Origin of the sequence: Frigoribacterium sp. SL97, assembly GCF_026625765.1 — a bacterium.
GTDB lineage: Bacteria > Actinomycetota > Actinomycetes > Actinomycetales > Microbacteriaceae > Frigoribacterium.
The window spans coordinates 283,539-297,469 of sequence record NZ_CP113062.1 but is presented as its reverse complement, the minus strand read 5'-3'; the positions used below and the strand labels follow the sequence as shown (position 1 = coordinate 297,469).

The 13,931-nt window shown below is 73.5% G+C and carries 14 protein-coding genes; 7 read left to right on the top strand and 7 right to left on the bottom strand.

The genetic code is table 11. The annotated features are described in order from the left end of the window. Positions 1-74: 74 nt before the first annotated feature. Entirely contained in the window at positions 75-1,703 is a 1,629-nt protein-coding gene (locus tag OVA02_RS01480; protein ID WP_267659077.1) for an ATP-binding cassette domain-containing protein, read from the bottom strand. Positions 1,704-2,209: 506 nt separating this feature from the next. On the opposite strand from OVA02_RS01480, the gene OVA02_RS01475 reads away from it, so the two are divergent. Next, positions 2,210-2,701 (top strand): hypothetical protein, encoded by a 492-nt coding sequence (locus OVA02_RS01475; protein ID WP_192125249.1) that lies wholly within the window; start codon positions 2,210-2,212, stop codon positions 2,699-2,701. Between the two features lie 175 nt (positions 2,702-2,876). Here OVA02_RS01475 and OVA02_RS01470 read toward each other — a convergent pair whose 3' ends face one another. Further along, positions 2,877-3,293 carry a hypothetical protein gene (locus OVA02_RS01470; protein WP_267659076.1) on the bottom strand — a complete coding sequence of 139 codons (417 nt, stop codon included), beginning with the start codon at positions 3,291-3,293 and terminating at the stop codon, positions 2,877-2,879. A 158-nt stretch (positions 3,294-3,451) separates the two neighbouring features. Between OVA02_RS01470 and OVA02_RS01465 the strand changes: the two genes are divergently transcribed. Further along, positions 3,452-4,093, top strand: coding sequence for a DUF1992 domain-containing protein (locus tag OVA02_RS01465; RefSeq protein WP_267659075.1), 642 nt, complete (start codon positions 3,452-3,454; stop codon positions 4,091-4,093). Between the two features lie 221 nt (positions 4,094-4,314). Further along, the gene (locus tag OVA02_RS01460; RefSeq protein ID WP_267659074.1) at positions 4,315-5,376 is read left to right on the top strand and encodes a C40 family peptidase; all 1,062 of its coding nucleotides are present in this window, start codon (positions 4,315-4,317) and stop codon (positions 5,374-5,376) included. Between the two features lie 198 nt (positions 5,377-5,574). Here OVA02_RS01460 and OVA02_RS01455 read toward each other — a convergent pair whose 3' ends face one another. Continuing rightward, positions 5,575-7,221, bottom strand: coding sequence for a SulP family inorganic anion transporter (locus OVA02_RS01455; RefSeq protein WP_420709621.1), 1,647 nt, complete (start codon positions 7,219-7,221; stop codon positions 5,575-5,577). Between the two features lie 98 nt (positions 7,222-7,319). Between OVA02_RS01455 and OVA02_RS01450 the strand changes: the two genes are divergently transcribed. Beyond that, positions 7,320-7,715, top strand: coding sequence for a MerR family transcriptional regulator (locus OVA02_RS01450; RefSeq protein WP_267659073.1), 396 nt, complete (start codon positions 7,320-7,322; stop codon positions 7,713-7,715). Between the two features lie 31 nt (positions 7,716-7,746). Here OVA02_RS01450 and OVA02_RS01445 read toward each other — a convergent pair whose 3' ends face one another. Continuing rightward, positions 7,747-8,817: a glycoside hydrolase family 6 protein gene (locus OVA02_RS01445; RefSeq protein ID WP_267659072.1), complete on the bottom strand. Its 1,071-nt coding sequence runs from the start codon at positions 8,815-8,817 to the stop codon at positions 7,747-7,749. Positions 8,818-9,153: 336 nt separating this feature from the next. Here OVA02_RS01445 and OVA02_RS01440 point away from each other — a divergent pair, with 336 nt between their 5' ends. Beyond that, on the top strand, positions 9,154-10,446 hold the full coding sequence (locus OVA02_RS01440; protein ID WP_267659071.1) for a M23 family metallopeptidase: 1,293 nt from the start codon (positions 9,154-9,156) through the stop codon (positions 10,444-10,446). Positions 10,447-10,456: 10 nt separating this feature from the next. Here OVA02_RS01440 and OVA02_RS01435 read toward each other — a convergent pair whose 3' ends face one another. From OVA02_RS01435 to OVA02_RS01425, 3 genes are all read right to left on the bottom strand, one after another. Further along, a complete protein-coding gene (locus OVA02_RS01435) occupies positions 10,457-10,717 on the bottom strand; it encodes a Txe/YoeB family addiction module toxin (protein WP_267659070.1) in 261 nt (86 codons plus the stop codon). Continuing rightward, on the bottom strand, positions 10,714-10,965 hold the full coding sequence (locus OVA02_RS01430) for a type II toxin-antitoxin system Phd/YefM family antitoxin (RefSeq protein WP_054145051.1): 252 nt from the start codon (positions 10,963-10,965) through the stop codon (positions 10,714-10,716). The genes OVA02_RS01435 and OVA02_RS01430 overlap by 4 nt, the downstream gene beginning before the upstream one ends. 89 nt (positions 10,966-11,054) lie before the next feature. Further along, positions 11,055-11,954 carry a LysR family transcriptional regulator gene (locus OVA02_RS01425; protein WP_267659069.1) on the bottom strand — a complete coding sequence of 300 codons (900 nt, stop codon included), beginning with the start codon at positions 11,952-11,954 and terminating at the stop codon, positions 11,055-11,057. Between the two features lie 71 nt (positions 11,955-12,025). Here OVA02_RS01425 and OVA02_RS01420 point away from each other — a divergent pair, with 71 nt between their 5' ends. Together OVA02_RS01420 and OVA02_RS01415 are read left to right on the top strand one after the other, a co-directional pair. Further along, complete coding sequence (locus OVA02_RS01420; protein WP_267659068.1) at positions 12,026-12,997, top strand: EamA family transporter; 972 nt, start codon at positions 12,026-12,028, stop codon at positions 12,995-12,997. A 237-nt stretch (positions 12,998-13,234) separates the two neighbouring features. Further along, positions 13,235-13,912, top strand: coding sequence for a ScbR family autoregulator-binding transcription factor (locus OVA02_RS01415; protein WP_158612885.1), 678 nt, complete (start codon positions 13,235-13,237; stop codon positions 13,910-13,912). Positions 13,913-13,931: the final 19 nt, after the last annotated feature.

The following is a 13,931-nucleotide window of genomic DNA, read 5'->3' as shown; positions in this document are numbered from 1 at the left end:
CTCGTGGCGGGGTGTTTAGTTCGTGGCGGGCTGGCGGGCTGGCGGGCGCCCGGCCCGGCGGCGGCGCCGCCGCCTCAGCGGACCTCGACCCGGGCGTCGAGCCCGAGCCGCTCGAGGAAGGCCTCGTCGTGGCTGACGATCACGAGCGCCCCGCGGTAGCCGCGCAACGCCTGGAGCAGGTGGTCGGTGCTCGCCATGTCGAGGTCGTTCGTCGGCTCGTCGAGCACCAGCAGTTCGGGCGGCGGGTCGGCGAGCAGCAGCCCGGCCAGCGCGACCCGGAACCGTTCACCGCCCGAGAGCGTCCCGCCGAGCCGGTCCACGATGTCTCCCCGGATGAGGAACCGCGCGAGACGGTTACGCACCTCGCGCGGAGGAACGTCCGGTGCAGCCCTCCGGACGTTCTCGAGCACCGTGAGTCCGTCGTCGAGCGAGTCCTTCTTCTGCCCGAGGTGGGCGACCCGACCGGTGAGCGCCACGGCGTGCGTGTCGGGCAGCGGATGCGGCCGCGCGTCCGGCGCACCGACGAGCTGCTCGAGCAGCGTCGTCTTGCCCGCCCCGTTGTCGCCGACGACGGCGATGCGCTCCACCCCCTGGACGACCACGGTGCGTCCCCGCACCGTCAGCTCGGCGAGGCGCCGGGACGCCGGGACCGCCGGGTCCGGCAGGTCGACCACGATCGTGTCGTCACGACGCAGACGTCGTTCGGCGGTGTCGACCGCGACCCGCGCCTCCTGCTCGGACGACGCGTGCGCCTTGCGCAGCGCGCCCGCCGTCGCCTCGGCCTGGCCGCGCAGCTGGTTCGCCATGATCTTCGGCATCGACTCGCCGGCCTTGGCTCCCGCCTTGGCCCGCCGCGCGATGGTCGTCTCGGCCTCGATGCGCTGCCTCCGCTCGGCCTTGAACACCTGCTCGGCGGCCCGGACGTCGCGCTCGGCCGCGGCCTGCAGCACCGCGAGCTGGTGCTCGTAGGCCGACCAGGTCCCGCCGAACACGGTCATCGAGCCGTCGCGCAGCTCGGCGATCTCGTCGACGTGCTCGAGCAGCTCGCGGTCGTGACTGACGACGACGAGCGTCCCCCGCCAGCGGTCGACCACGTCGAGCAGCAGGCCGCGCGATCGTCGGTCGAGGTCGTTCGAGGGCTCGTCGAACACTGCGATCGGCCGACCCCGCAAGCGCACGCCGGCGATGGCGACGAGCACGGCCTGCCCTCCGGACAGCGTCGACACCGGGCGGTCGAGGACGGTGCCGGTGCCTGTGCTGCTGGTCCCGGTGCTGGTGCGGCCACCGCCGTCGAGGTGGCCCAGCCCGACGTCGGCGAGGGCCGCGGCGGCGCGCGACTCGACGTCCCAGTCGTCGGCGAGCAGCTCGAACTGCCGTTCGGTCGCGTCCCCGGCGAGGATCGTCCGCAAGGCGAGGAGGCGCGGGCCGACCCCCAGCAGGTCGGCCACGGTGTCGTCGGCGCGGGACCGCAGCCGTTGCGGCAGCAGGTCGACCTCGCCGGTGGTCGTGAGACGTCCGCCGGTGGGGACGAGGTCGCCGGTGACGAGCCGGACGAGCGTGGACTTGCCCGCGCCGTTCGCGCCGACGAGGCCGGTGCGGCCACGGCCGAACGCGGTCGACAGGTGGTCGATGACCCCCGAGCCGTCGGGCCAGGAGAACGAGAGGTCGGACAGGACGATGGAGGGTGCGGTGATGGTGGGCACGAGGGCTCCCGGTGGATGGTGTCGGAGCACGACGACCACCCGTCCCTCGCCGGCGACGGAGGTCTGCTGCGGCGGGGGAGCGACCCGGCAGGAGGCGCGGCGCCTCGAGCGAGGCGGCGCCCGGTTCACGGGGCGGGCGGGTGTGGCGTCAGTGCGAGGGCGACTGCTGCGCGAGGGGCGCAGTACCGGTGATGAGACGCAACGCTCTGCCTTCTGTGCGGTGGGCCCCCGTGTCCGCGAGGGCGGTCGACCGGCCGGTGTGTCGGCCGCACCGGTGCCTGCTCTCGCGACGGGGTACCCCGCCACGGTAGGTCGTGCCCACGCCGGTCCGCAAGGGGCGGGTGCCGGGCGACCCGCGCCTCCTGCGCTCGCCGCCAGGAGATGGACACGGCGCCAGGAGATGGACATGGCGCCAGAACTAGTCATGGCGTCGTGCCCACATCCTGGCGTCGTGCGACGGGCCGACGGGTGCGGCGGCGTCCAGGCGGGCGGGGCACACTGTCGGCATGTACCGAGGCCTGCCGACCATCTCGTTGCCCGAACCCGAGCGTCCGCCGTTCGTCGATCGGCTGCGACGGGCGCTCGACCTGGCCGCCGCCGAGGAGAGCGGGCGCCTGCGGGTCGTCCACTCGTGGGTCGGCGACGAGGTGCCGGGCACGACCCTGCGCCGCGTCGGCTGGCAGACGCGCGTCCTGACGGTCACGGGCCCTCGGCGTGCACCCGTGGACGTCTGGTTCGACGCCGACGACGGTGACGTCAGCGTGATCGGCGACGTCTCGGTGCCCGACTGGTCCCTGCACGACGCCGAGGCCGAGTCGGCCTGCCTCGCGGCGTCCGGCCAGTTGCTCCACGACCTCGCCGCCGGGCGCCTGCCCCGCGGTCGCCGCTCGGACTTCGTCCGGTCGAGCACCGTGCTCGCCCTGCTCGGTGCGGGGGCCGTCGTCGGCGCGGTCGTCGTCGACGTGCTGCGCGCCCGTGGTCGCGGCCGCTCGCTCTGACACCCCGCGCCTCCCGACGTGGCGACTCGCGCCTCCTGACCTGGCGACCCAGGCCCCTTGGCCCGGCGACCCGCGCCTCCTGACCTCGCGATCGGCGCCTCCCGGCCTCGCGATCCGCGCCTCCTCGGGGTGTCCCGCACCGCGGGCGCCGCCAGCGTGCGCGCAGGACGAACGCCTAGCGGGTGTGCCGCTCGAAGAACGCCGTCGACGACGGCACCAGCATCAGCAAGCTGGCGATCAGCGCGCAGATGACGGACGCCCACTCGAGCACCCCGCCGCCGCTCGCCCCGCTCACACCGCCCAGCACCTGCAGGATGGTCAGCACGAGCAGCACGGTGCGCGCCCAGCGGCGCCCGTCGCGCATCGACCGCACGACCGCGAGCTGCACCAGGGCGACCACGATCGCGAACACCCCGCCGGCGATGTCGGCCCCGCGCGGGTTCGCCAGGGCCCCACCGGACGTCGACACCCGCGCCGGCCCGCCGAAAAGCATCAGCAGGACGGCGCCGACGACACCCAGGACGACCACGACGATCCACAGGACGTACGCCGCCGAGATCGTGCGGGGGGCGGATGGGGCGGCGTCGCGCATCGGGCCTCCTCGAGCGGCGGGCGGGCTTCCAGGGTAGGCCCGGCCACCGTCGGTGGTGCGGCGTACCCTCGACGCCACGAACCCGCAGAGCACGAACGAGCAGGAGCGACGGCCGGGCACCGTCCGCCGCCCCACGACGAGCGCAGGAGGCGCGGCGCATGGACCGAGAACCCGAACGACGACCGCAGGGTCGCGACCACCGCGTCGACGCGGCCCGCTACCGGGTCGACGGCGACGTGCCGAGCGACGACGCGCCCCGCGACACCCGCACGGCCGCCGAGATGCGGGCCTGGGCCCGCACCGCCATCGACCAGGCGATCGCCCGTGGCGAGTTCGACGACCTGCCGCTCGCCGGCAAGCCGCTGCCCGGCCTGGCCGGCGGCACGGTCGACCCCGACTGGTGGCTCCGCGGTCTGATCGAGCGCGAGGGGCTCACCGGGCTCGCCCCTCCGGCCCTGTCGCTGCGCGCCGAGAGCACGGGTCTGCACGCCGAGCTCGACCGGCTGCGTTCCGAGGCCGCCGTGCGGTCGCACCTCGAGGACTTCAACGCGCGCATCGTCGAGGCCAGGCGCCAGCTGTCCGGCGGACCCCCGGTCGTGACGCCCACGCGGGACGTCGACGGCGAGGTCCTGCTCTGGCACGAGAGGCGGCAGGCGCGCCGGGCCGCCGAGGCCGCCGCCGTGCCGCCACCACCCCCGAGCTGGCGCGAACGGCGGGCCCTGCGACGCGAGCTCAAGCGGCGCCGAGGCGACCCGGGCTCGTCGTCCGGGCCGGGTGAGCCGCCGTCATCCGACGAGTGATCACCGCCTGGTCTCGTGACCTGTTCGTGATCTTTTTCCGACAAGAACTACACCTCGAGGATGATGCGCGCTAGGGTCGAGTGTTCGCACCACCCCCAGACGAGAGGACCGCACGCGTGACCAAGCCCGCCTCCCCGACCTCTCCGGATCAGGGTGGCGCGACGGCTGGTCACGTCGAAAGTGCTGGTCAGCGTCCTGCGGATCAGGCTGGCTCGACCGGTGTGCGACCGCTCGGAGAGCGTTCGGCCCGCCTCGCCCTCGAGCGTCGCGAACGCCGTGCCCGACGGGACGTCCTCCCCACCTCGCACCGTGAGTCCTTCGTCGAGTGCCCCGCCCTCGTCGGTGCCGCCGAGGCCTCGGTCGCCCCGCGCGTCCGACCCCGACGCGCCGACGCGCCGGTTCAGGCCGGCCCCTTGCTCGGTCTCGAAGAGTCCGCCGTCACCGCCAGCGCCGCCGCTCGTCCCGAGGACGCGGCCCGCGCCTCCTCGCCCACCGGCCACCCGGCACCTGCCCGTCCGTCGCGCCGCGCTCGCCGTGCCGCGGTCGTGGCCGCACGTCCCGCGTCGCCGACCCGTGCGGCCGCCGGCCGCCCCGGTGCGGCGCGCAGCGTCGGCACCGCCGTCAAGAAGCTCTCCATCGTCACCGCGATCGTCGGTTTCGCCGCCAGCGGCGTCCTCCCCCTGCTCGCGACCACCGGCGACGAGGCCCAGGCCGTCGCCGCGGGTGCGACGGCGCGGTCGTCGCTCGGGTCGCAGACGCTGTCGGTCGACACCGCCTCGCTGTCCGACGAGTCCGACGAGACCGCCCGCGACGCCTACTCGGCCACGTCGATGGTCGACGTCGTGACGCAGAACCTGCAGAACCGCAAGGCCGCGGCGAACACGACCTACGAGGGGCCGACCACGGCCGACTACCTCGCGAACCCGCTCTACCCCGAACTCGACCGCGACCAGGTGCTCGCGGTCGCGCTGCAGTACATCGGCACGCCGTACGTGCACGGCGGTGAAGACCCCTCGAAGTTCGACTGCTCGGGCCTCATCACGTTCGTCTACGCGCAGTTCGGCATCGAGTTGACCCACTACGTGCCGACGCAGAACACCGAGGGCCGGACCATCCCCGAGTCCGAGGCGGTCCCCGGCGACCTCGTCGTGTTCGACAACCTGGCCCACGACGGCATCTACGCCGGCAACGGCATGATCCTCGACGCCCCGAAGCCCGGCGGCTTCGTCGACGTCCGCCCGATCTGGAACCAGGCGCACCACTTCGTCCGCATCGACGGCTGAGCCGTCCCTCGGGCTCGGCTGCGTCTGCCGCTCTGACGTCCTGATCTGACGACCCGCGCCTCCGGGTCTCCGCCGTCCGCCCGGCCCCCGGGCAGCCTGCTGCCGTGCTGCCGTGCTGCCGTGCTGCCGTGCTGCCGTGCCGCCAGCCGCGAGCCGCCAGCCGCGGTGCCGCGTGCCCGTGCGCGTGCTGCGGACCCGCTACCCGAGGCGGCCGGTGAGACGGCCGTGGAACGCCTCGCTGCGATCGTCCAGCCCGACGAACGTCGCCGTCACGCCGTGTGCGCGGAACTTCTCGTCGACCGAGTCGAGGGCGGCGACGCTCGACGCGTCCCACACCTGGGCGCGGGACAGGTCGACGGTGACCGTCGCAGGGTCGTCTCCGTAGGAGAAGTGCTCGACGAGGTCGTTGCTGCTGCCGAAGAACAGCGGGCCGACGACGTCGTACCGCACCGTCTCGGGGGCCGGGGGTCCGTCGACGACGGCACCCGCGCCTCCTGCGCTCGGGGTGACCCCGACCGTGTCGCTGGCGGTGCCCAAGGTGCCGGTGTCGGAGGTGACGGTGGCGCCCGCGGGGGCCGACGTCACGTGCCGCTCGACCGTGATCACGTGGGCCACGCGGCGCGCGAACAGCACCATCGCGAGGAGCACGCCGACCGCGACGCCGAGGGCGAGGTTGTTCGTCGCGACGACCACGGCGACCGTGACCACCATGACCAGTGTCTCGGGCACGGGCATGCGGCGGAGGGTCGACGGCTTCAGCGAGTGCCAGTCGACGGTGGTGATCGCGACGATCATCATGACCGCGGCCAGCGCCACCATCGGGATCGTCGACATCACCGCGCTCAGCCCGGTCACCAGCAACAGCAGGAAGAGCCCCGCCGCGATGGTCGACACCCGCGTGCGGGCCCGCCCGATCTTCACGTTGACGACCGTCTGGCCGATCATGGCGCAGCCGGCGATGCCGCCGTAGAAACCCGCCGCGATGTTCGCGACGCCCAGCGCCCAGGACTCCTTGCCCTTGTGCGACGGGGTCTCGGTGAGGTCGTCGACGAGCTTCGCGGTCAGCAGGGTCTCCATCAGGCCGACGAAGGCGACGCTGAGGGCGGTCGGCCAGATGATCTGCAACGTCTCGAGGGTGAACGGGGCGAGCCACGGGGTCAGGCCGGGCAGGCCGCCACCCATCGGGCCCTCGTCGCCGACGGTGTGCACGTCGAGGCGGGCGGCCACGGCGATGACCGTCACGACGACGATGGCGACGAGCGGCGCGGGTACGGCCTTCGTCACCTTCGGCAGCAGCACGACGATCGCGATGGTCAGGGCGAACAGCGGGTAGACGACCCACGGCTGGTCGATGATGTGCGGCACCTGCGCCACGAAGATCAGCACTCCCAGCGCGTTGACGAAGCCGATCATGACCGAGCGGGGGATGAACCGCATCAGCCGGGCGAGACCGGCGAGCCCGAACGCGAGCTGCACGAGCCCGGCCAGGACGACCGTCGGCAGCACGTAGTCGGTGCCGTGCTCGCGCACCAGCGGCGCGATCACGAGGGCGACCGACCCGGCGGCGGCGGTGACCATCGCCGGGCGGCCGCCGAGCACCGACATGACGAGCGCCAGCACGATCGACGCGACGAGGCTGACCATCGGGTCGACCCCGGCGATCACCGAGAACGAGATGACCTCGGGCACGAGGGCGAGCGTCGTGACGACGCCGGCCAGGGCCTCGCGGGTCAGGAGGCGCGGGTCGCGCAACACGGACAGCACCGTGTCGGCGGGGCGGACGGGGAGGACCGACCGCGCGGCGGGTTCAGGGCGCGCGCGGTCGGAGTCGTGGGCAGTGGTCACGGAGGACTCCTGGGGTGTGCGGAAGAATGGGGAGTCGGCGACACTGCCGTACGATGCAACCCTACCCTTACGTGAGGGTAGAGATGAAACGAGATCCCATGCCCGACGAGACCGCCACGATGCAGATCGGCGAGCTGGCCGAGCGCACCGAGATGTCGCTGCGCACGATCCGCCACTACGACGAGGTCGGTCTGCTGACGCCGTCGGGCCGCAGCGAGGGCGGATTCCGGCTCTACACGCACGACGACTACCTGCGGCTCATGGTGATCCGACGCATGAAGCCGCTCGGGTTCAGCCTCGACGAGATGGCCGAACTGCTGCGGGTCGTCGACGCACTCGACGGCGGGGCGGACGACGGCGACGGGCGCGGTCAGGCGACCCGCGCCTCCTTGGCGGCGTTCATCGACGAGACCGTCGAGCGTCGCGCGAAGCTCGAGCGTCAGCTCGCGATGGCGGACGAGTTCCTCGAGCTGCTGCGCGCCCGCCTCGGCTGAGCGGTCCCGGGGCGGGCCGGCCGACCGTGCGTCAGCTGCGGGCCCACTCGGGGCGGCGGTCGACGAGCATCTCGGCGTACGACGGGTACCACTCACCGGCCGGGGGGCCGTCGTTGCAGGTGCCGTCGCTGATGCCGGGCGTCTTGACCCAGAGCAGGGCGTCGAGGCGGCCGTCGTCGGACACCACGCGGGGGTCCTGGCCGAGGCCGACGTCCTCGGGGTTGCACCACGTCCCCTTCCAGCCGCGGCCGTTGCGGGACACGTCGATCACGTAGCGGCTGCCGCCCGTCATCGCCGCGACCTCCTCGGCGTAGGGCTGCTCGTCGCCCACGGGGTAGAAGCCCGCGACGTTGGTGAAGAAGCCGCGGGCCTGGGCGACGCCCGCCGCCTCGAGCCGCTCGGCCATCACCTCGGGCGGCACCCAGTGCGAGTTGCCGCCGTCGAGGTAGGCGGGCACGCCGGCCGCCGCGAAGTCGGCGACGGCCTGCTTCAGCAGGGGGAGGCGCGTGTCGGCCAGCTGCGGACACCGGCTCAGGATGCCGAGCGAGTCGGGTTCGACGATGACGACGGCCCGGTGCCCGGCGAGGGTGGCCGCGATGGTCGCGTTCCAGGCGGGGTAGCGCTCGACGGACAAGCCGCCGGCCGAGTAGTTGCCGCAGTCCCGGTCGGGGATCGCGTAGGTGACGAACACGGGCGTCGCCCCCTGGCCCTCGGCGGCGGCCAGGTAGTCGGTGATCACCTTCACGAGCTGGGCGTCGTCGTAGCCGTCGCCGATCCACATCGCCACGGGGCGCTCCGCGATGAGGGCCGCGGCCCGCGCGGCGTCCGTCTCGCCGTCGGCGCTCAGCGTGGCCTCGGCCCGGATCGCCAGCGAGTTCGGCTCGAGCGCGATGCCCCCGTGGAACACCGTGCCGGACGGAGCCGTGCGGATCGTCTCGGGCGTCACCCGGGTCGCCTGCGACGTCGGGGTCGGCGTCGGCGTGGCCGGTGCGCCCGTCGGCGTCGGACGGGTGGCGTCGCCCGACGAGCACGCGGTCAGCAGGACGACGGCGGCCGCGGCGATCAGGCCGAGGGTGGTGCGGGCCGGTCGGGACGATGCCATCTGCGCCTCTCTCGGCGCACTCGGGGAGCTGCCCCGACGGTGGTGGAAGGGACAGTCGACCACGGATGCCGGCCGACGCACAGGGGCCGAAAGGGGGACACGACCGTACCTCGCGGGCGCCGGGTCGGCGCCGCGTCGCCGAGGCGTCGGCATCGCTGACGGCGCCGCGTCGACGTCTCGTCCCCAGCCCGGCGACCGCCCCGAGGAGGCGCGGTGCGGGGCGAGCGCGCCGCTTCCGTCCCGGAGCGCCTCGGTAGTGTGGGTGCTCCGCGAGGCCCGAGCGCGGACGCCCCTGCACCACCGCACGCGACGCGTGCACCAGACAGACAGAGAGCCATGTCCCACTCCGTCCGCCCCGTTCCCCTCTCGAGCCCCCTCCGCCGCCGGACGTCGGCGACCACCGTCGCCCTCGTGCTGGCCGTGCTCGCCACGCTCCTCGTCCCCGACCGAGCGATCGCCGCCGCCCCGACCTGGCAGGCCGTCCTCGCCGCCCGCGACGACGAATCCGCCAAGAAGAAGGCGCTCACCGACCTGCAGACGGCGCTCGACGCGGCCTCGGCCCGTGCCGAGGCCGCCCGCACCTCGGCGGACGAGGCCGGACGCGTGCTGGGCGAGGCCCAGGCCGCCGTCGACGAGGCGACCGCACGGCACGAGCGGCTCGAGACGCGCCGGGCCGAGGCCCGCGAGACCGCCGACTCCTCACGACGGGTCGTCGGCCAGGCCGCCGCCCTGCTGGCCCGCCCCGGCAGCGGGGGCATGGTGGGCGACCTGCTCGCGGCCGGCGACGGCGCCCAAGAGGTGCTCAAGGGGCTGAGCCTGTCGAGCAAGCTGGGCGAGAACGTCGGTCGCCTCCGCGAGCGGGCCCAGGCCGCCGACAACCTCGCGACCTCGCTGGCCGACCAGGCCGCCGTGGCGCTCGCCGAACGCGACCGGCTCGCGGCCGACGCGCAGACCGCACTCGACGAGGCGGCCGCGGCCAGCGTGACGGCCGAGGCCGACCTCGCGGCCGTCGACGACGAGAAGGCCACCCTCGCCGCCCAGGTCGCCCTGCTCGAGGACGACCGCATGACGCTCGAGCAGGCCTACGCGCAGGCACAGGCGGCCGCGGCTGCGGCCGCCGCCGCCGCTGCGCGTCCCGCCCCCGCCGCGGGTGGTGGCACGGGCCCCGTCGCGCCGGGCACGGGCGGTCCCGGCCCGGGCGTCACCGTGCCCGACCCGGGCACCGGGTGGGTCGCCGCCATCCGCGCGTTCGGCTCGTACCAGGCCTACGGCTACCGCATCCACCCGATCACGGGCGAGTACAAGCTGCACGCCGGAGCCGACTTCGGGGCCTCCTGCGGCACGCCGATCTACTCGGTCTCGGCCGGTCGCGTCAGCTACGCCGGGCCGTCGAGCGGCTACGGCAACCTGATCGTCGTGGACCACGGCGGCGGGGTCAGCAGCGCCTACGCCCACATGGAACGCAACGGCATCTACGTCTCGGTCGGCCAGCAGGTCGCGGCCGGCCAGAACATCGCCGGCGTCGGCACCTCGGGCGGCTCGACCGGCTGCCACCTGCACCTCGAGGTGCGGCAGGGCGGCGTCCCGACCGACCCCGTGGTCTTCCTCGCGTCGAAGGGCGTCCGCTGACGACCCGAGTTCAGCTCGAGTACTGGTAGCGGCACTGCGCGATCAGGACGTCCGTCTCGGTCACCTTGTAGACCAACCTGTGCTCGTCGGTGATGCGGCGAGACCAGAATCCGTGGAAGCCGTGCTTCAAGGCCTCGGGCTTGCCGATGCCTTCGTTCCCGTTGCGTTCGATGTCGCGGATCAGGGTGTTGATGCGCTTCAGCACCTTCCGGTCTTGCGTCTGCCAGTACACGTGGTCGTCCCAGGCGTCGTCGTCGAAGACGATCCTCATCCGTGCAGTTCTCGCTCGCTCCCGCCGCCCTCGCTCAGACGCTCGATCGCGCCGAGCAGGCGCCGCGCGTTGGCCGGGCTGCGCAAGAGGTAGGCCGCCTCTTTCAACGACTCGTAGTCGTCAAGCGCGACGAGCACGACGGGATCGTGCCCGGCGCGGGTGATGACGACCTCTTCGCGATCGTCGATGACCGCGTCGAGCGTCGCTGCGTAGTTCGCCCGCGACTCGGAATAGGTGAGTGTCTTCATCGTTCCTCCTGAGTACAGGAAATTGTACGCCCGAGAGGTCCGTGTCACAAGACGGCGAGGAGACTTCGCGCGCCTCGTCCATCGGTTCGTCAGATCGACGCGGCTTCGGCCCGGATCTCGTCGACGACGGTGCGGACGGCCGGCCGGGCCGCCCGGTCGGGTCGCATCAGCGCCTCGAGGTGGCGCCCGGCGCGGACGTTCTCGAGCGTCGCGAGGTGGAACCGACCGGGCGCCCGCGAGGCCGACGTGTGACGCGGGACGAGGGCGACCCCGTGGCCGCCCGCCACGAGGTTCTCGATCAGAGGCAGGTGCACCGTGCGGTGGACGACCTCGGGTGCGACGCCCGACTGCAGGGCCATCGACACCAGCACGCGGTCGATCGGGTAGCCCTCGGGCACGCCGATCCACGGCTCGCGGATGACGTCGTCGACGGCCACCCGACTGCGGTCGGCCAGTCGGTGGCCGAGGGGGAGGGCGACCTCGAGCGGTTCGCGCAGCAGCGACACGACGGTCGTCGAGCCTCGGCCCGGCGGCAGCACGCCGTCCGACCGGTGGGCGAGCACCACGTCGAAGTCCGCCGTCAGCGGGGCGAACTCGTCCTCGGAGACGTCGCGGTCGGCCACGTCGAGCTCGATGCCCGGGTGCGACCGCATGCGGTGCAGCACTCCGGGCAGCAGGAGCTCGGCCGCCGAGGCGAACACGGACACCCGCACGACGCCACCTGTGCCTCCGCGGACGGCGTCGAACGCCGCCTCGGCCTCGGCGACCGCGGTCGCGACCCCGACCGACGCCCGGGCCAGCGCCCGGCCCTCCTCCGTGAGCACGACGCCCCGGCCGACGCGACGGACGAGCTCGACCCCGAGCTGACGCTGCACCGTCTTCAGCTGCTGCGACACGGCGCTGGGCGAGCGGTGCGTGGCGGTCGCGACGGCGGTGACGCTGCCGCGGTCGGCGAGTTCCCGCAGCAGGTCGAGATGGGACAGGTCCATGAAGGCAGCCTACAAAGTGCACGCGGGGATCTGCGCTGGTCCTGAACGGTCGGGCACGCCACGATGGAGACGTGACCGTCCGTGACCGCCTCCTCGCCCTCGTCGTCGCCGTCTGCTGGGGCATCAACTTCCCCGTGACCGCGATCGCCCTCGAGCACTTCCCGCCGTTCCTGCTCGTGGCGCTGCGCTTCACGTTGCTCGCGGTGCCGACCGTGCTGCTGGTGCCGCGTCCGGCGATCCCGTGGTCGCGCCTCCTGCTCGTGGGGGCGACGCTCGGCATGCTGCAGTTCGCGTTCCTCTACCTCGGCATCGCGGCGGGCATGCCCTCGGGTCTCGCCTCACTCGTCCTGCAGGCGTCGGCGCCGTTCACGGTCGTGATCGCCGGCTTCTGGCTGCGAGAGCGCATCACCCGCCGACAGGCGATCGGCATCGGCATCGCGGTGGTGGGGCTCGTCGTCATCGCGGGGCACCGGTCGCAGGTCGCCGCGTTGCTCCCCGTCGTGCTGACGCTGTGCGGCGCGCTCGGCTGGGCGATCGGCAACGTGGCCGTCCGACGGGCCGCGCCGCCCAACCCGATGCACCTGACGCTGTGGATGTCGATCGTCGCGCCGGTGCCGATGCTCGCCCTGTCGTTCGTCGTCGAGGGCCCCGAGCGCATCGGTGAGAGCCTCGGCACGGTCTTCACGCTCGAGGCGCTGCCGTCGGTGCTCTGCCTGCTCTACCTCGTGCTGATCGCCTCGGTCGTGGGCTACGGCATCTGGACGCGCCTGCTCTCGGTCTACCCCTCGGCCACCGTCGCACCGTTCTCGATGCTCGTGCCCGTGGTCGGCGTGCTGGCCTCGTGGCTGGCGTTCGGCGAGGTGCCCGACCTGGTCGAGCTCGTCGCCGGCGTCGCGGTGGTCGGCGGCGTGCTCTACGCCAGCCGGGTGCCGAGAGCCCGCGCCGCGGACGGCGACCCCGAGGAGGCGCGGGTCGCCCCGCCCGAGCCGGTGCCCGTCCCCGAGACCGACACCGCGCCTCCCGGGTCGTCCCTCAGGCGGTGACGGGCTTCTTCATCTGCATGGCACTCGCCTGAGATCGTGAGCGGCACGTGGTGATCTGCGGGCCCCGACGAGCCGCAGGCGGACCGGTCGGTCGTACCCCGAAACGCTTCGCCACGCGTACCCCGGCGACGGTCGGAGGGCGCAGGTCGCCCCGGTAACGTGTGCAGCGGCCGGCGGGGGGCGGCCGTGCGGTGCCTCGCAGGGGCACCGTCTCGACCCGCAGGAGAGACCCACCCGATGCCCCAGCAGAAACGTGCCCAGGCGACCCGCGCCGCCATCATCCGAGGGGCCGCCGTCGTCTTCGACGAGCACGGCTACAGCGAGGCCTCGCTCGACCTCGTCGCCGAGACCGCCACCGTGACCAAGGGTGCGCTCTACTTCCACTTCCGCTCGAAGGCCGACCTCGCGAACGCGGTCATCGCCGAGCAGCACGCGCTCTCGCGCGCCTACGCCGACCGGGTGTCCGAGACCGCGGGCAGCGGTGCCGAGGCGCTCATGCTCTCGTGCGCGTCGCTCGCCACGCAGCTCACCACCGAGGTGCTCGTGACGGCGGGCATCCGTCTGACCACCCAGTCGCCGAGCCGCGACCTCCGGGTCGAGCACCCGTACCTCGACTGGCAGGCCCAGATCTCGGGGCTCGTCGAGCGCGCGGTCGCCGAGGGCGACTTCCGGGCCGACACCGACGTCGAGAGCGTCGCCCGCTTCGTCGTCGGGTCGTACGCCGGCGTGCACATCGTGTCGCAGGCCCTGACCGCCCGCGCCGACCTCTTCGACCGGCTGCGCGACATGTGGGCGTTCGTGCTGCCGACGGTCGTGGCCCCCGGGCACGAAGGCCTGACCAGCTCGTTGCCCCCGCTGATCAGGCCGTCGGATGTTCCCCCGTCCCCCGACGTGTCCTCTGTGGACCCAGTTTAGATACTGGCCGACCGGTTTC